Genomic DNA, 19,251 nt, shown 5'->3' on the forward strand with positions numbered 1-19,251 from the left:
TGCGGCAAGCCCGGTGCCAAGATCATAGCGGGTGGTGTTGCAGTGCGGCACAAACTGGGCGACAGAGCGCGGGGATAGGCGGGGGTTCTAAAATGCCCCCCATCGCTGCGCCGCAGCCCCTTTGTTGACACGACCTGATATGACCACCTTCGGCACCCCGCTCACCAAGAACGCAACCAAAGTCATGCTGCTGGGCAGCGGCGAGCTGGGCAAGGAGGTGCTGATCGCCTTGCAGCGCCTGGGCGTGGAGACGGTGGCGGTGGACCGCTATGACAACGCCCCGGGCCATCAGGTGGCGCACCACGCGCGCACCATCACGATGAGCGACCCGGCCCAGCTGACGGCGCTGATCGAGGCCGAAAAGCCCGACCTGGTGGTGCCCGAGATCGAGGCCATTGCCACGCCCGCACTGCAGGCGCTGGAAGCGGCCGGCACCGTGCGCGTGGTGCCCACCGCACGCGCTACCCGCTTGACGATGGACCGCGAAGGCATCCGCCGCCTGGCGGCTGAGACCCTGGGCCTGCCCACCAGCCCCTACCAGTTTTGCGACAGCCTGGCCGAGCTGCAGGCGGCCATCGATGGCGGCATTGGCTACCCCTGCGTGGTCAAGCCGGTGATGAGCAGCTCGGGCAAGGGCCAGAGCAAGATCGATGGCCCGGGCGATGTGGAAAAGGCCTGGAACTACGCGATGGCAGGCGGCCGGGTACAGGGCGGCCGCATCATCGTCGAAGGCTTTATCGACTTTGACTACGAAATCACCTTGCTGACCGTGCGCGCCAAGAATGCCGCTGGCCAGATCGAAACCCATTTCTGCGAGCCCATCGGCCATGTGCAGGTGCAGGGCGACTATGTGGAAAGCTGGCAGCCCGCGCGCATGGCGCCCGCTGCGCTGACCTTGGCGCAGGACATTGCCCGCGCCATCACCAGCGACCTGGGCACCGGCCTGAACGGCGAGCCCGCCGGCCTGGGCCTGTTTGGCGTGGAGCTGTTCGTCAAGGGCGACCAGGTCTGGTTCAGCGAAGTGAGCCCGCGCCCGCATGACACCGGCATGGTGACGATGATCACCCAGTGGCAAAACGAGTTCGAGCTGCATGCCCGCGCCATCCTGGGCCTGCCGGTGGACACCAGCCTGAAGACCGCTGGCGCCAGCGCCGTGATCTACGGCGGTGTGGATGCCCAGGGCATTGTGTTTGACGGCGTCGATGCCGCCCTGCAGATCCCCGGCACCGAGGTGCGCCTGTTTGGCAAGCCCGAGAGCTTTAGCCGCCGCCGCATGGGCGTGGCGCTGGCCCGCGCTGCCGGTACCGATGCTGCACGCGACAACGCCAAAAAGGCGGCAGCGCTGGTCAAGCCCCGCGTGGCGGAGTAAGCGGCTGCTGAGCGAACGCTCAGCACCGCGTTGGATTCATTCGATAAAAAAGCATCTGGCTGCCCTTGAGAAGGGCGTCCAGATGCTTTTGTTTTGCTGGCTTGGTTACGTTGCTCTTAGTTGGCTTGGCAGCTATAGCTGTCGGCCAGGTTTACATCACCACTGCCCTTGTAACGTGGCCAGGTCGGGTACTCGCACAGCGGCCGGGTGCGCCCAGGCACGCCAGCGGTGTCGCTGACTACCTGGGCGCCTGGGGCAGTGCCAGCGGTCACCCACTGGTCCAACGCTTTGAGCGAATCCCAGTTGGCATTGAAGGCGGTGCTGGCCGCATGGCCGTAACCGGGTACCTCGTAATAGCGCGCAAAGCTCTTGACGGCGCTGGCGCCCATGGTCTGCTCCAGGCGCTGCCAGTACTGCGCGGTAGCGCGGGTGCTGACGAGCACGTCGGCCGTGCCATGGGCCATCAGCAGCTTGCCGCCGCGCTTGTTGAAGGCCGACAGGTCGGTGCTGTTGATGTCCTGCAACTTGGTGAGCTGGTTGATGCGGTCGGTCCAGGCGCCGGGGTTTTGTGGGTCCAGCGACAGCGCATCAAAGTTGGCATCGCGGGTCACAAAATAGCGCACCCACTGGTCCCAGAACACGGCCCAGTACGGGGCGGTGAGCGGCGCGGGACTGGCCGGCGCGGTGGTGTTCATCGCCAGCAGGTTGACCGTGGGCTGCAGCGGGCTGCTGCCTTCCTCGCCCAGCTCCGAACCCCAGACGTTGAAGCCGGGGTACTGCGTCTCGCCGCTGCCCAGCGGCGCGCTGAAGCGGATTTCGCTGTTGTAGGTCTTGAGCGCGCTGATCATTGCATCGGACAGGCAGCCTTCCTGGCTCGCGCCGCCGGCGCAGCGCAGCGGCTGGCCATTGAGCGTAGCGGTAGCCGGGTCAAACTGGCTGTTGCAGGCGGCCACATTGCTGACCACGCCGTCCTGCACGCCGTCGAGCGCATCGCACTTCTCCAGCGCCGCCTGGCGCAGCAGCTTGCGCTGGCCCAGGCTCGGGTAGGCGCCAGGCTGGGCAAAGGCGCGGCTGATGCGGCCAAACTGCAGATCCAGGCTGGCGGCGTTCCAGGCCGGGTACCAGGCCACCACGCCATCCCAGTCGGACGGCCATTTCTGCGCCACGGCCAGCGCCTCGCGCCCGCCGGTGGAGCCGCCCATGAAGTAGCGCTTGTCCGGCTTTTTGCCGTAAAAGCGCGTCACCAGCACATCGGCCACGTCGCTGACCTTTTTCAGCGCAGCGCCCGAGAAGTTGGCGACCGCTTCGTCATTGGTGCCAAAGCTGCCATCGCGGCTGCCGGCTGCCCCTGCCTGGTGGCCCGAGTCGCTGCCAAACACCGCATAGCCCTGGTTGAGCAGCGGGTAGGCACCCTGGCTGGCGGGGGCGGCCGGGTAGGTGTAGAGGCTGGGCATCACGCCGTTGTAGCCGCCGCCGCCCACCATCACCACCTTGCCGTTCCACTCCTTGGGCAGCAGCAGGCCCATCTTGATGGCCGGGGCGCCGGGGTCGACTGGGGCGATCGAGATATTGGCCCGTACCGAGGCCGGGGGCTGCGCGCCGCTGGCGGCCGTTGGCGTTTCGGTCGAGGTCACCGTGGCACCGCTGGTGGGCAGGCCGATCTGGCTGGCCGCCACCTGCTGCTTGGCCAGCGCCAGGCTGGCCTCGTCAAAGTTGAAGCTGTGGGAGCCGCCGCTGCCGCAAGCGGACAGCGCAAGGACTGCGCTGGCGACGGCTGTCAGAGGGATAAAGCGCCGCAGGGGTGGGAGGATGGTTGTGGTCACGGTGTCTCCTGGTTGTTATGGTGCGGGCGCAAAGGCTTCTTTACGGCCCGCCGACCATTGTGGAAGTGACGCCCACAGTTATCCACAGGGTTTGCAGTTAGGTAGTTCCCCATAAGTAAAAAAGCCAGCACGGTCGTGCTGGCATTGGAGTAGGGCCCCCGCTGGCAAGGGCCCGCTTGGCGCGCTGCTTACTGGAAAGCCACCTCGGCAAAGCTGCGCAGCTTGCGGCTGTGCAAGCGGTCCACACCGCCTTCGCGCAGGATGTTGACCGCCCGCATGCCGATGCGCAGATGCTGGTCCACCCGCTCGCGGTAGAAGTGGTTGGCCATGCCGGGCAGCTTGATCTCGCCGTGCAGCGGTTTGTCGCTCACGCACAGCAAGGTGCCGTAGGGCACGCGAAAGCGGAAGCCATTGGCGGCAATGGTGGCGCTTTCCATATCGAGCGCCACGGCCCGGCTCTGGCTGAAGCGGCGCTGGGGCGTGTTGTCGGGCAGCAGCTCCCAGTTGCGGTTGTCGGTGCTGGCCACAGTGCCCGTGCGCATGAAGCGCTTGAGGTCGTCCTCGGGCACCTGGGTCACATCGGCCACCGCCTGCTGCAGCGCGACCTGGATCTCGGCCAGCGCCGGGATGGGCACCCACAGCGGCAGCTCTTCGTCGAGCACATGGTCCTCGCGCACATAGGCATGGGCCAGCACATAGTCGCCCAGCTGCTGGCTGTTGCGCAGGCCGGCGCAGTGGCCCAGCATCATCCAGGCATGGGGCCGCAGCACGGCGATATGGTCGGTGATGGTCTTGGCATTGGCCGGGCCCACGCCGATATTGACCATGGTCGTGCCCGACTGGTCAGCGCGCACCAGGTGGTAGGCGGGCATCTGCGGCAGGCGCGGGGGCGGGTTGCCCAGCGCGTCCACCGCTTCGGGCGCCAAGCCCTGGCGGCGGGTGACGACATTGCCCGGCTCGATAAAGGCGATGTACTCGCTGTCCGGGTTGGCCATCTCGGCGCGGCCCAGGCGGATGAACTCGTCGATATAGAACTGGTAGTTGGTGAACAGCACAAAGTTCTGGAACCACTCGGGCAGGGTGCCTGTGTAGTGGCGCAGGCGCTGGAGCGAGTAGTCCATGCGCGGCGCGGTGAACAGCGACAGCGGATGCGCCTCGCCCGGCTTGGGCTCCCAGGTGCCGTTGGCGATGCCATCGTCCATCGCATGCAGGTCGGGCAGGTCAAACACATCGCGCATCAGCATGCGGCGCTCGGCGCTCAGCTGGCCTTCGATATGGTCGTTGTCGGCAAACGAGAAATGGATGGGGATGGGCTGGCTGCTGGTGCCCACTTCCAGCTCCACGCCGTGGTTCTCGATCAGCAGCCGGAACTGCTCGGCATAGTAGTTGGCAAACAGGTCGGGGCGGGTCAGCGTGGTCTCGTAGTGGCCGGGGCCCTCGACAAAGCCATAGGCGAGCTTGCTGTCGGCCCGGGCTACGGTGCGCGTGTGCAGGCGCACAAAGGGATAGCAGGCGCGGTAGGGGGCGGCCGGGGTTTCGCCCGCTACAAAGCGCTGCATGGCCTGGCGCAGAAAGCCGATTTGCTCGGCATAGATGGCCTGGACCTGCGCCAGCGCGGAGGAAGCCGTGCGGTGGCTGGTCGGTGCGGTAAAGGCAGGTTTGGTAAAGGTCATGCACCATTGTGCATCTGCTTTGGGGCCCTGGCATGACAAATCAGGGCCCGGTGTTGCTGGCTGTCAGCACCGGTGGCCGGCGGCGCCAAGGCCGGATTCAGGGGTACCTGCAGGGCCGCCAGCGGCTGCCAGGCCGGGCGCGGGATAATTGCGCCATGAACGCAACCACCACCACCGCCAACGCAGCGGACGCCAGCTCTTTCAGCCAACTGCCTCTGGGCCAGACCATGCAGGCCAATCTGCAGCAGCTGGGCTACACGCAGATGACGGCGATCCAGGCGGCCAGCCTGCCCTTTGCGCTGCAAGGCAAGGATGTCATTGCCCAGGCCAGCACCGGCAGCGGCAAGACCGCCGCCTTTGGCCTGGCCCTGCTCGCCCGCCTGAACCCGCGCTGGTTTGCCGTGCAATCGCTGGTGCTGTGCCCCACCCGTGAGCTGGCCGACCAGGTCGCCACCGAAATCCGCCGCCTCGCGCGCGCCGAGGAGAACATCAAGGTCGTCACCGTCTATGGCGGTGTGCCCTCGCGCAACCAGATCGCCAGCCTGGAAAACGGTGCCCACATCATCGTTGGCACCCCGGGCCGGGTGATGGACCTGATGGAGCGCGGCGTGATCGACCTGGCCGCCCTCAACACCCTGGTGCTGGACGAGGCCGACCGCATGCTGGACATGGGCTTTTATGGCGACATCGTCACCGTCGCCAGCCAGTGCCCGGCCGAGCGCCAGACCCTGCTGTTCTCGGCCACCTACCCCGAGGGCATTGCCCAGCTGGCCGAGCGCTTCATGCGCGATCCGCAGACCGTCAAGGTTGCCTCGCAGCACAGCGCGCACAAGATCGCGCAGCGCTGGTACGAGGTCAAGGAGTCCGAGCGCCTGCATGCCGTGTCGCAGCTGCTGGCGCATTTCCGGCCCGAGTCGTCCATCGCCTTTTGCAACACCAAGCAGCAATGCCGCGACCTGGTCGAGGTGCTGCAGGCCCAGGGCGTGAGCGCGCTGGCGCTGTTTGGCGAGCTGGAACAGCGCGAGCGCGACGAGGTGCTGGTGCAGTTTGCCAACCGCAGCTGCAGCGTGCTGGTGGCCACCGATGTGGCCGCGCGCGGCCTCGATATCGCCAACCTGGCCGCTGTCATCAACGTGGACACCACGCCCGATGCCGAAGTGCATATCCACCGCATTGGCCGCACCGGCCGGGGCGATGCCGAAGGCCTGGCGCTGAGCCTGGCCAGCATGAACGAGATGGGCTCGGTCGGCAAGATCGAGCTGCTGCAAGGGCGCGAGTCGCAATGGTATCCGCTGAGCGAGTTGACCCCGGCATCCAACCAGCCGATGGTGCCGGCGATGCGCACCATCCAGATCATTGGCGGGCGCAAGGAAAAGATCCGCGCTGGCGATGTGCTGGGCGCAATGACGCGCGACTTTGGCTACAGCAAGGAGCAGATCGGCAAGATCAATGTGAACGACTTCTCGACCTATGTGGCCGTCAGCCGCGATATCGCCCACCAGGCGGTGGACCGGCTCAACAGCGGCCGGGTCAAGGGCAAAACCGTGAAGGCGCGCCTGCTCTAAGCCCCGCCGCACCCCGCCCGCCATGAAACCTGCCTTACCCGCCGCAGCGCACAGCCGCTGGACCACGCCCGAGAACCTGCTGCGCATCTCGGTGGTGGTGGCCATTGCCACCATTGCCCTCAAGACCAGTGCCTGGGCCGTCAGCGGCTCGGTGGGCCTGCTGTCCGATGCGCTGGAATCGCTGGTCAACCTGGTGGGCGCGCTGTTTGCGCTGGGCATGGTCACCATTGCCAAGCGCCCGGCTGACGAGGGCCACCCCTATGGCCACACCAAGGCGGAGTACTTCTCTGCCGGCTTTGAGGGCCTGCTGATCTTTGGCGCGGCCATGGCCATTGTCTGGGCCTCGGTGGACCGCCTCCTACACCCCCAGCCGCTCGAGCAGCTGGGCTGGGGCATTGCGCTGTCCATGCTCAGCACGGCGCTCAACGGCGGGCTGGCGTTTGTCATGCTGCGGGCGGCACGCGCGCACCATTCGATGGCGCTGGAAGGCGATGGCCGCCACCTGATGACCGATGTCTGGACCTCGGTCGGCGTGGTCGGCGGCTTGCTGCTGGCGATGCTGACCGGCTGGCATTGGCTCGATGCGGTGCTGGGCATTGCGGTGGCGCTGCATATCTTCAAAGAAGGTGGCCAGCTGGTCTGGCGCTCTTCGCAGGGCCTGATGGACGAGTCCATCGATGCCGAGACCCTTGCCAAGATCGAGCACTGCGTGCGCAGCTTTGAGGCGCAAACCGGCGGCGCCGTGCATTGCGACAAGCTCAGCACCCGGCGCGCCGGCTCGCTGCACTTTATCGACATGCACCTGCACATGCCCGGCGACTGGACCCTGGCCCATGCCACCCAACTGCGCATGCAGCTGGAGGCCGCTTTGCTGCAGGAGCTGCCGCAGGCGCGCATCAGCATGGAAGTGCTGCCGCTGGGCGTACAAACCCAGACCGAGGCCGTGCAGCTGCACGGCGATGCACCCAGCCCCTGAACCATGAACCCCGGCTGCAGCGCCCTGGCCTGCCGCCTTTCCGGAAGCAAGAATCTCCGATGATCAGCGTATTGCAACGGGTGCGCGAAGCACGAGTTGAAGTGGATGGCCAAGTGATTGGCCAGATTGGCCATGGCCTGCTGGCCCTCGTCTGCGCCGAGCGCGGCGACAGCCAGGCAGAAGCCGACAAGTGGCTGGCCAAGATGCTCAAGCTGCGCATCTTCCAGGACGAGGCCGGCAAGATGAACAAGAGCGTCGTCGATGTGGCCGGCGGCCTGCTGATCGTGAGCCAGTTCACCCTGGCCGCAGACACCAGCGGTGGCAACCGCCCCAGCTTTACCCAGGCCGCGCCCCCGGCCGATGGCGAGCGCCTGTACGACTATGTCGTGGCGCAGGCGCGCGCGCTGCACCCCGAGGTGGCGACCGGCCGTTTTGGCGCCGACATGAAGGTCTACCTGATGAATGACGGGCCGGTGACGATTCCGCTGCGCATTGCGCCCGTTGCTGCGACGGTGGCCTGAGGCCTATCCACCCAACCACGTCATCTGGAGCTCGACAAGCAGCAGCTAGACTCAGTCCTTTTGCCACCGAGAGGACGAGAGACACCGATGACCGAGATGGAAAAAGCCGCTGCCGGCCTGCTGTACGACGCCAACCATGACCCCAGCGTGCTGCAGCTGCGCGATGCCGCCAAGGAAAAGCTGTTTGCCTTCCAGCAGATCGGCGCGCACCTGCGTGCCGAGCGCGAAGTGATTCTGCGCGGCCTGCTGGGCAAGCTGGGCCGCAACCCGGTGTTCGATGGCCCCTTCCTGTGTGACTACGGCTTCAACATCGAGATTGGCGACCACTTCTACACCAATGTGAACCTGGTCATCCTCGATGCCGCCAAGGTCCGCATCGGCAACAACGTCTTTATCGCGCCCAATGTCGGCCTCTACACCTCCGGCCACCCGCTCGATGCCGCGCGGCGCAACCAGGGGCTGGAATTCGCCCTGCCCATCACCATTGGCGACAACGTCTGGATCGGGGCGGGCGTGCAGGTGCTGCCTGGCGTCAACATCGGTGCCGGCAGCGTGATTGCGGCCGGTGCCATCGTCACCAAGGATGTGCCCGAAGGCGTGGTGAGTGCCGGCAACCCGGCGCGTGTGCTGCGGGCCATCACCGACAAGGATGCGCAGGCCTACGCCTGAGGTGTCGCGTCGCGCTCAGACCGCCGCCAGCGCTGCCAGGTGGGTGTCCACCGTCCCCGCGTCGCTGGCTGCATTCACATGCGCAAAGTACTGGTACCAGCCGCTGGCCTCTATCGCGGCCAGCAAGGCATCGCGTGCCTGCGGGTTGGGAAAGCGCCAAATGCCTAGAAACTGGTGCTGGCTGGCTTGTGCAATGGCGGTATCGGTCTCTGCCAGAGAGAGCAGCTCGATGCCCTGGCTGGAGAGCTGGCCCAGGCCCTGGCCGATGGCGGACAGAAACGACAGGCGCTGCGCGGCGGGCAGCGCCTGCCAGGCGGCATTCGGGGTATAGAGCTCGACAAGGTAGCAAGACATGGCTGGGGCTTCTTTCAGCGAATACTGCGCAGCGCGCGTTGACAGATACGTGCGGTGTTGGGCGATGGTGTATCGCCCAGCCACTGGCTGCAGATCTCGCGCACCCAGTCGGGCTGGTCCTTGGCGGCGTCGTTGAGCCAGTTGGCGACGGAATCCTGCACATAGATGGAGGGGTCAGCACGCAGCGCTTGCAGCAGCGGCAGGGCCTGCGCGGGCGTCTTTTTGAGCGCGGCGATGTGCGCACACCAGACGCCACGTGGGCGCAGTGCCTCGCAGGCAAAGCGGCGCAGCTTGTCGGACGGCGATGCCGTCCAGGGCAGCAGCTGTGCGATGGCCTCGTGCAGAGCGCTGGCCAGATGCGGGCGCAAGGCCATCCAGGCCCATTCGCGCACGCCAAAATGCCCATCGTCGGCCAGGCTGCGGATCGCGGAAAGACGCACCGGCAGTGCCAGCCCGGGCTGGGCGCCAACCATAAAGCAGGCCCAGCCGCGCACGGTGTCTGCCGGGTGGTTGCGGCACTGCGCGATGCCCTCGGCGCCCAGGGCATTCAGCAGCAGCTCGCCGATGCGGCCCATGCGCCCCAGAATACCCAGCGTGCAAGCGGCATCGGCTTGCTGCAAGGTCTGGGCAGAGAGACCGGGAAAGACGGTGCGCAGCAGCTGCGCCTGGTCCAGCGCCGTGCATTCAGCCAGCGTGGCGGTGGCGATCTCGCCTCTGGACAGCGCTTGCAGCACATCGGCAGGGATATCGGCCGCGCGGCTGGCGCCTTTGCGTGGGCTGTTCATAGCGCTGCTTCGCCCAGGTTGCGGGCCACCTTGTCCAGCAGCTGGGCCAGCTGCTGGCGCTCGCTGGCCGACAGCCCGCCGTACAACCCGGCGATCCAGTGGCTGTGCTGGGCAAACACCTGTTGGGCCAGCTGCCGGCCTTTGCCGGTGAGCCGTATGCGCAGCGCGCGGCGGTCGCTGGCCTCGGCATGGCGGGCGACCAGGCCTTCGCGCTCCAGGCCATCGAGCAGACCGGTGACGGTGGCCCGGGTCACGCCCGCACGCTCGGCCAAGGTATTGGGCGCCAGGCCATCGGCCGCGGCGTCCAGCAGGAACAGCAGCACAAAGCGCCCTTCCGACAGGCCATGCTGGGCCAGCAAGCGGGCGCAGTCGCGGTCAATATCTGCTGCCAGCGTGAGCGTCTGGAAGCAAAGGCGAATCCCTGCCACATCGGGCATGCCGCGCCGCTGGGCTTCGTCCAGCAGGGCGTTGTATTTTTGGGCGAGTTGCATGATGGCGGCTTATAGTAAGGTGGCTAATTATATGCACAAAGCATGCTGCCTGGTGGCATGCCATGGGGATGGCGGTTGGCGAACGCACTGCGTGGCTAGAAGCAGCGCTCCGTCACAGGACGGGCGCCACCGGTAGAATCAGCCCAAACGTCGTCTCGCCGCCCTGCGACTGGGCAAACACCGAGCCGCCATGCATCTTGGCGATGGCTTTGACAATGGCCAGGCCCAGGCCATGGTGGCGCTCGGCGTTGTGGCGCGAGGCATCGGCGCGGTAGAAGCGGTCAAACAGGTGGCGCAGGTGTTCGGGCGCAATGTCGGGCCCGGTGTTGGTCACGGATATGACCGCATGGGCATGCTCGTGCTGCCAGCGCGAGCGTATGTCGATGCGGATCGCAGAGCCCGCCAGCGCATAGCGGGTGGCATTGCTCAGCAGGTTGGACAGCGCGCGCCGCATCAGCGGCGCATCGACCTGGGCCTGCGCGTCACCCAGCACTTCCAGGCGCAGGTCGGCATCGAGCGCGACCGCTTCATAGAACTCGACCACATCCTGGGCAACGGCGGCCAGGCTGACGACCCCGGTCTCGCGCGCGCCCACGCCCTGGTCGGCACGCGAGAGGAAGAGCATGTCGCCCACCATCGCGGCGATGCGGCGCAGGTCCTCCAGGTTGGACTCCAGCACATCGCGCAGCTCATCCACCGAGCGGGGCTTGCGCAAGACCACTTCGGTGCTGGAGATCAGGGTGGCCAGCGGCGTGTTGAGCTCGTGCGCCACGTCGGCGTTGAAGGCTTCGAGCTGGCGGTAGGCATCGGCCAGGCGGTCGAGCAGCGCATTGAACTGCGTGACGATGGGCTGCAGTTCCTGGGGCAGGCCGCTGCCGTCGAGCCGGCGCTCAAAGTCGCGGGCCGACAGCAGGCTGATCTGCGAGACCAGTGAGGCGATGGGCTGCAGGCTGCGCTGCACCAGCAGGCCGCCAAACAGCGCCAGCAGCAAGGAGCCGGCCACCATGGCTGCAAACAAGGTCCAGCCCAGGCCGCGCAGCAAGGCCTCGTCGGGGCGCAGGTCCATCACCAAGGTGGCGGTGGCTGCGCGCGCCTGGTGGTACTGGGGCGCGGTGATGCCAACGGCAAAACTGCGCTGCAGGGTGTGGTGGCCGCTCCAGTCGGGCGGGATGCTGTCGAACAGCACATGGCCCTGGTCGTCCACCACGCGGATCGCGTAGTCGCCGTGGCCGGCCAGAAAATCGGTCAGCAGGTGGTCCAGCGCCTTGTCGCGGTGGGCCGTGCTGTCATCGCGCAGCACATGCATCAGCGACTGCTGCTTTTGGTCGAGCATCTCCTTTTGGCGGGCCGACAAGGTGTTGTCGAACACCAGAAACACCACCAGGCTGACGGCGCCCAGGCCCAGCATCGACAGCAGCGCCATCCAGCGTGAGAGCCGGCGCCCCAGATGCGGTACGGCGGTAGTCGGGTTCATGGCTGGGCCCGGCTCTCCAGCACATAGCCCATGCCGCGCACGGTGTGGATCAAGGGCGCGGCAAAAGGCTGGTCCACCTTCATGCGCAGGCGCCGCACGGCCACTTCGACCACATTGGTCTCGCTGTCAAAGTTCATGTCCCAGACCTGCGAGGCCAGCTCGGTGCGCGAGAGCACCTCACCCTGGCGGCGCAGCAGCAAGGCGAGCAGGTTGAACTCCTTGGCCGTCAGATCGAGCCGCACGCCAGCGCGCACCGCCTTGCGCCGGATCAGGTCAAGCTCCAGATCAGCCTGGCGCAGCACTGTGGGCTCGGGGGACGCCGGGTGGGCCTGCGCGCGGCGCAGCAGCACCTGGATGCGGGCCACCAGCTCGGAAAACGCAAAGGGCTTGATCAGGTAGTCATCGGCGCCGCTTTGCAGGCCGCGCACCCGGTCCTGCACATCGCTGCGGGCGGTCAGCATCAGCACCGGGGTGGACTTGGCCTGGCGCAGCGCGGCCAGCACCGCAAAGCCATCGATGCCCGGGAGCATGCCATCGAGCACGATCAGGTCGTAGTCCAGCTCCATGGCCAGGTGCAGGCCATCGATGCCGTTGGTGGCGACATCGACCGTGTAGCTCTCCTCGGCCAGACCTTTGCGCAGGTACTCGCCGAGCTTGGCTTCGTCTTCAATCAGCAGCAGTCTCATGGCCGCCATTGTCCCTGATGGTGCCGGCTGGCGGCGATTACAAATTTGTCATTTTCCCGACGGCATTGTGTTCGTTGCTGCTTTCTACAGTCCGTTGCATCGCATATGGATACCGCCTGCATGGGGGCCGCTGCGGTGCTGCCGCCCCTGTTTGGCCCGGCACTGCCAAGGCCGTCCTGGGCGCTATCTGCCACCACAGGAGAAGCAGCTATGACCACCCCGTTGCCGAGCCCCATGCGGGCAGGTACCCATCCTCCACGGCCGCTAGGGCCTGCCTGGCCCGCATGGTTGCTGGGGGCTGCCTTGGCCAGCGCCTTGGGGCCGCTGGCTCATGCAGAGCCGATACCTGTGCAAGACCCTGCTACGGCGACCGCCACCCTGCCTGCAGGGGTGACTCCCTCTATCACGCTGGCCGCCGCTTGGGACAAGGCCCTGGCGGCCAACCCCGGTTTGCAGGCCGCCCGCTTCGGCGCGGCTGCGGCCGACGGCCTGGTCATGCAAAGCCAGGCACGCCCCAATCCCGAGGTCTCTCTCAACGTCGAAGACACCCGCCCCGAGACGCGTACCAACACCGTGCAGATCAGCCAGCTGATTGAGCTGGGCGGCAAGCGCGAGGCGCGCATGCAGCTGGCCGACAGCGAGAAGGCGGCAGCGCAGGCGAGCGTCGTGGCCACCCAGGCGGCATTGCGCTACCAGGTGCTGGTCAACTTCAACGAGTTGCTGCTGGCGCAGCAGCGGGTGGACTTTGCGACCAAGACCCATGCGCTGGCCACGCAGGCGCTGGATGCCGCCAACAAGCGCGTGCAGGCAGGCAAGGTGCCGCCGCTGGAGGCCAGCCGTGCGCAAGTGGCGCAGGCCAATGCGGCCCTGGAGCTGGCGCAGGCCCGCTCATTGACCGGCGTGGCGCAGCAGAACCTGGCCTCGCTCTGGGGCGGGCGCGGTGCAGAGCTGGGGCTGGCCAGTGGTGATTTCTCGGCCACCGTGCAGGCCCCCACGGCCGAGCAGCTGGACCAGCGCCTGGACGATGCGCCTGCGATGCTGCTGGCACGGCGCGCGCTGGAGCAAAGCCACGCCGTCTCTGCGGTGGAGCGCGCCAAGCGCGTGCAGGACCCGACGTTGAGCCTGGGCGTCAAGCGCGCCCGGGATGTAGGGCGCAACCAGGTGTTTGTCGGGGTGAGCATTCCCCTGCCTCTGTTTGACAGCAATGCCGGCAACCAGCTGCAGGCACTGCGCAAGGTGGACCAGGCCGAGCAGCAGCTGCAGGACCAGCGCCTGCAACTGCAGGCCCAGGTGTTTGCCGCCCGCCAGCAGTGGCTCAGCAGCAACCAGCAGGTGGCGCTGCTGCAAAGCCAGGTCATTCCCACGGCGCAATCGGCCTATGACCTGGCCGTGCGCGGCTTCTCGCTGGGCAAGTTCAGCTTTCTGGATGTGCTCGACGCCCAGCGCAGCCTGTTTGACAGCCAGCGCCAACTGCTGGACCAGCTGATGGCCTCGCACCGCGCCCGTGCGGAGATTGAACGCATCTTTGGCACGCCAGCGCTGGCGGCCGCTACAGGAACCTGATCCCATGTCCGAGAAAACCCCATTCGATACTTCGCTGAGCTCATCCAAACAGTGGATCGCCGCGGCGGTGATTGCTGCTGCCGGTGTGGCCGGCGGCGCCTATTTGTTGCGCGGCCCAGGCACGGCGGCCGCAGCCCCCGCTGCAGCGGCAGCAGGCCATGGCGATGCGCCATCCCACCAGGATGGCGAGCACCATGGCGAAGCTGCTGCCAAAACCGGTGCCAAGGCAGGCGCCGATGCGCACCAGGAAGCCGACCAGCATGGCGATGGTGAGCACCATGACAACAAAACCGATGCCAGCAGCAAGGACGCGCACGGCGATGCCACCGGCGGCCATGCCGAAGGCGAAGAAGCGGGCGAGGGCCTCGTCAAGCTGAGCGCAGCGCAGGCCAAGGCGGCCGGTGTGGTGGTGGACCAGGCGGGGCCGGCGTCCATCCAAAAGCAGGTGCTGCTGCCCGGCGAGATCCGTTTTGACGAAGACCGCACGGCGCACGTGGTGCCCAGGGTGGCCGGTGTGGTGGCCTCGGTCCACGCCCAGCTCGGTGAGCAGGTGGCCAAGGGGCAGCTGCTGGCTGTCATCCAGAGCCCGGCGGTGTCGGACCAGCGCAGCGAGCTGCAAACGGCGCAGCGGCGGCTGGCCTTTGCCAAGAGCAGCTACGAGCGCGAAAAGCAGCTGTGGCAGGAGCGGATCTCTGCCGAGCAGGATTACCAGGCAGCGCGCCAAGCGCTGCAGGAGGCCGAGATTGCCGTGGCCAATGCCGCGCAAAAGCTGTCCGCCATTGGGGCGGGCGTGGCTGGTGCCAGCCGCTATGAGCTGCGCGCGCCGCTGGCTGGCATGGTGGTGGAGAAGCACCTGACCGTGGGCGAGTCGGTGACCGACAGCACGGCCTCGTTCACCGTCTCCGATCTGCGCTCGGTCTGGGCGGAGATCAGCGTGGCCGCCCCGCAGCTGCCCGATGTGCGAATGGGCGCGCCGGTCGTCGTGCGCGCCACGGCGTTTGATTCCGAGGCCGAAGGCCGGATCGCCTACGTGGGAGCGCTGATCGGCGCGCAAACCCGCACGGCACCGGCGCGCGTGGCGCTGGCCAATCCGCAAGGGGTGTGGCGCCCGGGCCTGTTTGTCGATGTGGCGGTGCTGGCCGGTGAATCACCCGTCCCCATTGCGGTGGACGCCAAGGCCATCCAGCGGCCCGATGGCAAAGAGAGCGTGGTGTTTGTGCCGGCCGAGGGCGGCTACCGGGCCCAGGTGGTTGAGCTGGGTGCGACGGATGGCAAAACCACCGAAGTCACATCGGGCCTGCAGGCCGGGCAGCGCTATGTCAAGGAGGGCTCCTTCATGCTGCGGGCCGAGCTGGGCAAGGCCTCTGCCGAGCACGCGCATTGATCGGGAGCCCGCATGTTTGAACGCATCATCCGTTTTTCCATCGAGCAGCGCTGGCTGGTCATCCTGGCGGTGTTCGCCATGGCTGCGCTGGGCGTATTCAGCTACCAGCGCCTGTCCATCGATGCCGTGCCCGACATCACCAATGTGCAGGTACAGATCAACACCCAGGCGCCGGGCTACTCGCCGCTGGAGACCGAGCAGCGCATCACCTACCCCATCGAGACCGTGATGGCCGGCCTGCCGCACCTGGAGCAGACCCGTTCGCTGTCACGCTACGGGCTGTCGCAGGTGACGGTGATCTTCAAGGACGGCACCGACATCTACTTTGCCCGCCAGTTGGTCAATGAGCGTATCCAGGAAGCGCGTGAGAAGCTGCCGCCCGGTATTGCACCGAGCATCGGCCCCATCTCCACGGGCCTGGGCGAAATCTACCTGTGGACGGTGGAGGCGGAAGATAGCGCCAAAAAGCCTGATGGCACGCCCTACACCCCCATGGACCTGCGCGAGATCCAGGACTGGGTCATCAAACCCCAGCTGCGCAACGTGCCCGGCGTGACCGAGATCAACTCCATCGGCGGCTTTGCCAAGGAATACCTGGTGGCGCCCCGGCCGGACAAGCTCGCGTCCTATGGCATCTCGATGGACAAGCTGGTCGCAGCACTGCAGAGCAACAACACCAATGTGGGGGCGGGCTATATCGAGCGCGAAGGCGAGCAGTACCTGATCCGCGCGCCCGGCCAGGTCAAGGGCATTGCGGACATCCAGGAAGTGATTGTGGGCAGCACCCAAGGCCAGCCGGTGCGCGTGCGCGACCTGGCTGAGGTGAGCCTGGGCCGCGAGCTGCGCACGGGTGCAGCCACCGACAACGGCCGCGAGGTGGTGCTGGGCACCGTGTTCATGCTGATCGGCGAGAACAGCCGCATCGTCTCCAAGGCAGTGGATGCGCGCATGGAGTCGATCCGCAAGACCTTGCCCGAGGGCGTGAAGATCGTGACCGTATACGACCGCACGACCTTGGTGGAAAAAGCCATTGCGACGGTGAAGAAAAACCTGGTCGAAGGCGCGGCGCTGGTGGTGGTGGTGCTGTTTCTGTTCCTCGGCAATATCCGCGCTGCGCTGATCACGGCGCTGATCATTCCGCTGTCGATGCTGTTCACCTTCAGCGGCATGGTCAAGTGGGGCATCAGCGCCAACCTGATGAGCCTGGGCGCGCTGGACTTTGGCATCATCATCGACGGGGCGGTGGTGATTGTGGAGAACTGCGTGCGGCGCCTGGCGCATGCGCAGGAGCGCAAGGGCAGCCCGCTGTCGCGCAGCGAGCGCTTCCATGAGGTGTTTGCCGCGGCCAAGGAATCCCGCCGTCCGCTGCTGTTTGGCCAGCTGATCATCATGGTGGTCTACCTGCCGGTCTTTGCGCTGACGGGGGTGGAGGGTAAGATGTTCCACCCGATGGCGCTGACCGTAGTGCTGGCCTTGGTGGGCGCGATGGTTCTGTCCATCACCTTTATCCCGGCGGCCATTGCCTTGTTCATTGGCAGCAAGGTGGGCGAGAAGGAAAACCGCCTGATGACCTGGGCGCGCCAGGCCTATGAGCCCTTGCTGGCGCGGGTGATGCGCATGCCGGTGGTGGTGCTGACGGCGGCTGTCGTTTCGGTGGCCCTGAGCCTGCTGCTCGCATCACGCCTGGGCAGCGAGTTTGCGCCCAACCTGAACGAGGGCGACTTCGCGATCCAGGCGTTGCGTGTGCCGGGCACGAGTCTGACGCAATCGCTGGAGATGCAGATGCAGATCGAGCGCGCGCTCAAGGACCAGGTGCCCGAGATCGAGCGCGTGTTTGCCCGCACCGGAACGGCCGAGATTGCCTCGGACCCTATGCCGCCCAATATCTCGGATGGCTACATCATGCTCAAGCCGCGTGCGCAATGGCCGGATCCGCAGCGCAGTCGCGAGGAACTGCTCGCCCAGGTGCAGGAGGTGGTAGAGGCGATACCGGGCAGCAACTACGAGTTCTCGCAACCGATCCAACTGCGCTTTAACGAGCTGATCTCGGGCGTGCGCAGCGATGTGGCGGTCAAGGTGTTTGGCGACGATATGCAGGTGCTCGAACGCACCGCGCAGTCGATTGCCGCGATGCTGCAGAAGGTGCCCGGCGCCTCCGAAGTGAAGGTGGAGCAGACTACCGGCCTGCCGATGCTGACGGTGCAGGTGGACCGGGAAAAGGCATCGCGCTATGGCCTGAACATGGGCGATGTGCAGCAGACCATTGCTACGGCCGTGGGCGGACAGGAGGCAGGCACGGTGTTTGAAGGCGACCGGCGCTTTGACATACAGGTGCGCTTGCCTGAGGCGGTGCGCAGCGACCTGGCCGCGCTGGAGCGCCTGCCCATTGCGCTGCCGCAGCAGGAGGGCAGCCGCCTGGGCTTTGTGCCCTTGTCAGCGGTGGCCAGCTTTGCGCTGTCGCCCGGGCCCAACCAGGTCAGCCGTGAGGATGGCAAGCGCCGCATTGTGGTGAGCGCCAATGTGCGGGGCCGCGATATCGGCTCCTTTGTCGAGCAGGCGCAGCAGGACCTGGGCGCGATGGCGCTGCCCAGCGGCTACTGGACGCGCTGGGGCGGCACCTTCGAGAACTTGCAATCGGCCCAGCAGCGGCTGCAGATTGTGGTGCCCGTCGCGCTGCTGCTGGTGTTCACCCTGCTGTTTGCGATGTTCAACAACGTGCGCGATGGCCTGATCGTCTTTACCGGCATTCCGTTTGCGCTGACCGGCGGTATTCTGGCGCTGTGGCTGCGCGGTATTCCGCTGTCCATCTCGGCGGCGATTGGCTTCATCGCTCTGTCCGGCGTGGCCGTGCTGAACGGCTTGGTGATGATCTCGTCGATCCGCGCGCTGCGCGAGGGTGGGCTGGCTGTGCCCGATGCTGTGCACACCGGAGCGCTGTCGCGCCTGCGGCCCGTGCTGATGACGGCGCTGGTCGCAGCGCTGGGCTTTGTGCCAATGGCCATTGCCACCGGCACCGGTGCCGAGGTGCAGCGCCCGCTGGCCACCGTGGTGATTGGCGGCATTCTGTCGTCGACGGTGCTCACCTTGCTGGTGCTGCCGCTGTTATACCGGCTGGTGCACCGGCGTGATCTCTCCGAGGACGAGCTGGAGGAGCGCAAGACCTCCGAGGGCGCTGTGCCGCACCCGGCCTAAGGGGGCCGGCAGGCACTGAACACAAAGCCATGGCCCGCTGCCATGGCTTTGTGGCTTCTGCCCCAGGCGCGCAGCGCGCATTGCAGCAATGTCATCTTGCTGTGGGGCTTTGGTCAGCGTGTTTTTTCAACAATGGAGCCATCTCGAATGCACCTGCAGCGAGAGTATTTCCACTCCTATGAAAGGCATTGCAACCATGCAAAAGACACGCACCTCCACCTTGTTGTCCCTGGCGTTCGCAGCCCTGTCGCTGGGCATGCTGGGCAACGCATCGGCCAGCGCCACCTTGCACTCGGCACCGACGGAAAAGGGCTACGAGCTCTACCCCGAACATGCCCAGCCGGGCAAGAGCCGCGCCCAGGTGCAGGCGGAGACCATCGAGGCGCTGCAAAAGCGCGGGCCGAACGCCTTGCGCAGCAGCAACTACCCGCCCGCGCCTGTTGCTTCCGGTCCAGGCAAGACGCGCCAGCAGGTGATCGATGCCTACACCAGCGAGACGCCGGCGCAGAGAAAGGCGCGCTTGCAAATGTTCCGTGGCTAAACGCGGCGTGGCTCTAGAAGGTGGCGCAGTGCGCCACCTTTTTTGCGCCGTTTGACTTTCCAACCACTCGGCGCCTTATGCCTAGCTGTGAAGGTTCAATAGGTTGTATCCGGTGTTCATCCGGGTTGGATTTGAGAGACTGGAAGTCGCCAAACACCCAACCCACTCAGGACAGCCAACCGGAT

The 19,251-nt window shown here is 66.2% G+C and carries 16 protein-coding genes; 9 read left to right on the forward strand and 7 right to left on the reverse strand.

The genetic code is table 11. The annotated features are described in order from the left end of the window. Nucleotides 1-139: 139 nt before the first annotated feature. Entirely contained in the window at nucleotides 140-1,369 is a 1,230-nt protein-coding gene (gene purT / locus DCO45_RS21685) for a formate-dependent phosphoribosylglycinamide formyltransferase (RefSeq protein ID WP_116927755.1), read from the forward strand. Between the two features lie 116 nt (nucleotides 1,370-1,485). Here purT and DCO45_RS21690 read toward each other — a convergent pair whose 3' ends face one another. Both DCO45_RS21690 and DCO45_RS21695 read right to left on the reverse strand, forming a co-directional pair. After that, a complete protein-coding gene (locus DCO45_RS21690; RefSeq protein ID WP_116927756.1) occupies nucleotides 1,486-3,192 on the reverse strand; it encodes a tannase/feruloyl esterase family alpha/beta hydrolase in 1,707 nt (568 codons plus the stop codon). 188 nt (nucleotides 3,193-3,380) lie between these two features. Continuing rightward, nucleotides 3,381-4,865 (reverse strand): AMP nucleosidase, encoded by a 1,485-nt coding sequence (locus tag DCO45_RS21695; RefSeq protein ID WP_116927757.1) that lies wholly within the window; start codon nucleotides 4,863-4,865, stop codon nucleotides 3,381-3,383. A gap of 155 nt (nucleotides 4,866-5,020) precedes the next feature. On the opposite strand from DCO45_RS21695, the gene dbpA reads away from it, so the two are divergent. The 4 genes from dbpA (at nucleotide 5,021) to DCO45_RS23385 (ending at nucleotide 8,596) form a co-directional block, all read left to right on the forward strand. Further along, nucleotides 5,021-6,430, forward strand: coding sequence for an ATP-dependent RNA helicase DbpA (gene dbpA, locus DCO45_RS21700; protein ID WP_116927758.1), 1,410 nt, complete (start codon nucleotides 5,021-5,023; stop codon nucleotides 6,428-6,430). Between the two features lie 22 nt (nucleotides 6,431-6,452). Beyond that, nucleotides 6,453-7,406, forward strand: coding sequence for a cation diffusion facilitator family transporter (locus tag DCO45_RS21705; protein WP_116927759.1), 954 nt, complete (start codon nucleotides 6,453-6,455; stop codon nucleotides 7,404-7,406). Between the two features lie 59 nt (nucleotides 7,407-7,465). Then, nucleotides 7,466-7,927, forward strand: a complete 462-nt coding sequence (gene dtd / locus DCO45_RS21710; protein ID WP_116927760.1) for a D-aminoacyl-tRNA deacylase — start codon at nucleotides 7,466-7,468, stop codon at nucleotides 7,925-7,927. A gap of 87 nt (nucleotides 7,928-8,014) precedes the next feature. Then, a complete protein-coding gene (locus tag DCO45_RS23385) occupies nucleotides 8,015-8,596 on the forward strand; it encodes a sugar O-acetyltransferase (protein ID WP_116927761.1) in 582 nt (193 codons plus the stop codon). Nucleotides 8,597-8,611: 15 nt separating this feature from the next. Here the strand turns inward: DCO45_RS23385 and DCO45_RS21720 are convergent, their stop codons facing one another. The 5 genes from DCO45_RS21720 to DCO45_RS21740 all read right to left on the reverse strand — a co-directional run bounded on the left by DCO45_RS21720 (nucleotide 8,612) and on the right by DCO45_RS21740 (nucleotide 12,386). Continuing rightward, nucleotides 8,612-8,950, reverse strand: a complete 339-nt coding sequence (locus DCO45_RS21720; RefSeq protein WP_116927762.1) for a DUF6616 family protein — start codon at nucleotides 8,948-8,950, stop codon at nucleotides 8,612-8,614. Between the two features lie 14 nt (nucleotides 8,951-8,964). Continuing rightward, on the reverse strand, nucleotides 8,965-9,735 hold the full coding sequence (locus DCO45_RS21725) for a DNA alkylation repair protein (protein WP_116927763.1): 771 nt from the start codon (nucleotides 9,733-9,735) through the stop codon (nucleotides 8,965-8,967). Continuing rightward, nucleotides 9,732-10,226, reverse strand: a complete 495-nt coding sequence (locus DCO45_RS21730) for a MarR family transcriptional regulator (RefSeq protein ID WP_116927764.1) — start codon at nucleotides 10,224-10,226, stop codon at nucleotides 9,732-9,734. Before DCO45_RS21730 ends, DCO45_RS21725 begins: the two co-directional genes overlap by 4 nt. Before the next feature lie 112 nt (nucleotides 10,227-10,338). Continuing rightward, nucleotides 10,339-11,700: a heavy metal sensor histidine kinase gene (locus tag DCO45_RS21735; protein ID WP_116927765.1), complete on the reverse strand. Its 1,362-nt coding sequence runs from the start codon at nucleotides 11,698-11,700 to the stop codon at nucleotides 10,339-10,341. Then, nucleotides 11,697-12,386: a heavy metal response regulator transcription factor gene (locus DCO45_RS21740; RefSeq protein ID WP_133248233.1), complete on the reverse strand. Its 690-nt coding sequence runs from the start codon at nucleotides 12,384-12,386 to the stop codon at nucleotides 11,697-11,699. Before DCO45_RS21740 ends, DCO45_RS21735 begins: the two co-directional genes overlap by 4 nt. A 390-nt stretch (nucleotides 12,387-12,776) precedes the next feature. Here DCO45_RS21740 and DCO45_RS21745 point away from each other — a divergent pair, with 390 nt between their 5' ends. The 4 genes from DCO45_RS21745 to DCO45_RS21760 all read left to right on the forward strand — a co-directional run bounded on the left by DCO45_RS21745 (nucleotide 12,777) and on the right by DCO45_RS21760 (nucleotide 19,066). Further along, nucleotides 12,777-13,949 carry a TolC family protein gene (locus tag DCO45_RS21745; RefSeq protein WP_243419457.1) on the forward strand — a complete coding sequence of 391 codons (1,173 nt, stop codon included), beginning with the start codon at nucleotides 12,777-12,779 and terminating at the stop codon, nucleotides 13,947-13,949. Nucleotides 13,950-13,953: 4 nt separating this feature from the next. Beyond that, the gene (locus DCO45_RS21750) at nucleotides 13,954-15,333 is read left to right on the forward strand and encodes an efflux RND transporter periplasmic adaptor subunit (protein ID WP_116927767.1); all 1,380 of its coding nucleotides are present in this window, start codon (nucleotides 13,954-13,956) and stop codon (nucleotides 15,331-15,333) included. Nucleotides 15,334-15,345: 12 nt separating this feature from the next. After that, nucleotides 15,346-18,525, forward strand: a complete 3,180-nt coding sequence (locus DCO45_RS21755; protein ID WP_116927768.1) for a CusA/CzcA family heavy metal efflux RND transporter — start codon at nucleotides 15,346-15,348, stop codon at nucleotides 18,523-18,525. Between the two features lie 196 nt (nucleotides 18,526-18,721). Then, the gene (locus DCO45_RS21760; RefSeq protein WP_165841252.1) at nucleotides 18,722-19,066 is read left to right on the forward strand and encodes a DUF4148 domain-containing protein; all 345 of its coding nucleotides are present in this window, start codon (nucleotides 18,722-18,724) and stop codon (nucleotides 19,064-19,066) included. Nucleotides 19,067-19,251 lie beyond the last annotated feature (185 nt).

This window comes from Comamonas sp. JNW, from assembly GCF_003105075.1.
In the GTDB taxonomy this organism is placed as follows: domain Bacteria; phylum Pseudomonadota; class Gammaproteobacteria; order Burkholderiales; family Burkholderiaceae_C; genus Comamonas; species Comamonas squillarum.

Excerpts from the sequence above, each read along its gene's own strand:
- DCO45_RS21755 (WP_116927768.1), top strand. The coding sequence starts at position 15,346 with ATGTTTGAACGCATCATCCGTTTTTCCATCGAGCAGCGCTGGCTGGTC.
- DCO45_RS23385 (WP_116927761.1), top strand. The coding sequence starts at position 8,015 with ATGACCGAGATGGAAAAAGCCGCTGCCGGCCTGCTGTACGACGCCAAC.
- dbpA (WP_116927758.1), top strand. The coding sequence starts at position 5,021 with ATGAACGCAACCACCACCACCGCCAACGCAGCGGACGCCAGCTCTTTC.
- DCO45_RS21760 (WP_165841252.1), top strand. The coding sequence starts at position 18,722 with ATGCAAAAGACACGCACCTCCACCTTGTTGTCCCTGGCGTTCGCAGCC.
- DCO45_RS21720 (WP_116927762.1), bottom strand. The coding sequence starts at position 8,950 with ATGTCTTGCTACCTTGTCGAGCTCTATACCCCGAATGCCGCCTGGCAG.
- DCO45_RS21695 (WP_116927757.1), bottom strand. The coding sequence starts at position 4,865 with ATGACCTTTACCAAACCTGCCTTTACCGCACCGACCAGCCACCGCACG.
- DCO45_RS21730 (WP_116927764.1), bottom strand. The coding sequence starts at position 10,226 with ATGCAACTCGCCCAAAAATACAACGCCCTGCTGGACGAAGCCCAGCGG.
- DCO45_RS21725 (WP_116927763.1), bottom strand. The coding sequence starts at position 9,735 with ATGAACAGCCCACGCAAAGGCGCCAGCCGCGCGGCCGATATCCCTGCC.
- DCO45_RS21740 (WP_133248233.1), bottom strand. The coding sequence starts at position 12,386 with ATGAGACTGCTGCTGATTGAAGACGAAGCCAAGCTCGGCGAGTACCTG.
- purT (WP_116927755.1), top strand. The coding sequence starts at position 140 with ATGACCACCTTCGGCACCCCGCTCACCAAGAACGCAACCAAAGTCATG.
- DCO45_RS21735 (WP_116927765.1), bottom strand. The coding sequence starts at position 11,700 with ATGAACCCGACTACCGCCGTACCGCATCTGGGGCGCCGGCTCTCACGC.
- DCO45_RS21705 (WP_116927759.1), top strand. The coding sequence starts at position 6,453 with ATGAAACCTGCCTTACCCGCCGCAGCGCACAGCCGCTGGACCACGCCC.
- dtd (WP_116927760.1), top strand. The coding sequence starts at position 7,466 with ATGATCAGCGTATTGCAACGGGTGCGCGAAGCACGAGTTGAAGTGGAT.
- DCO45_RS21750 (WP_116927767.1), top strand. The coding sequence starts at position 13,954 with ATGTCCGAGAAAACCCCATTCGATACTTCGCTGAGCTCATCCAAACAG.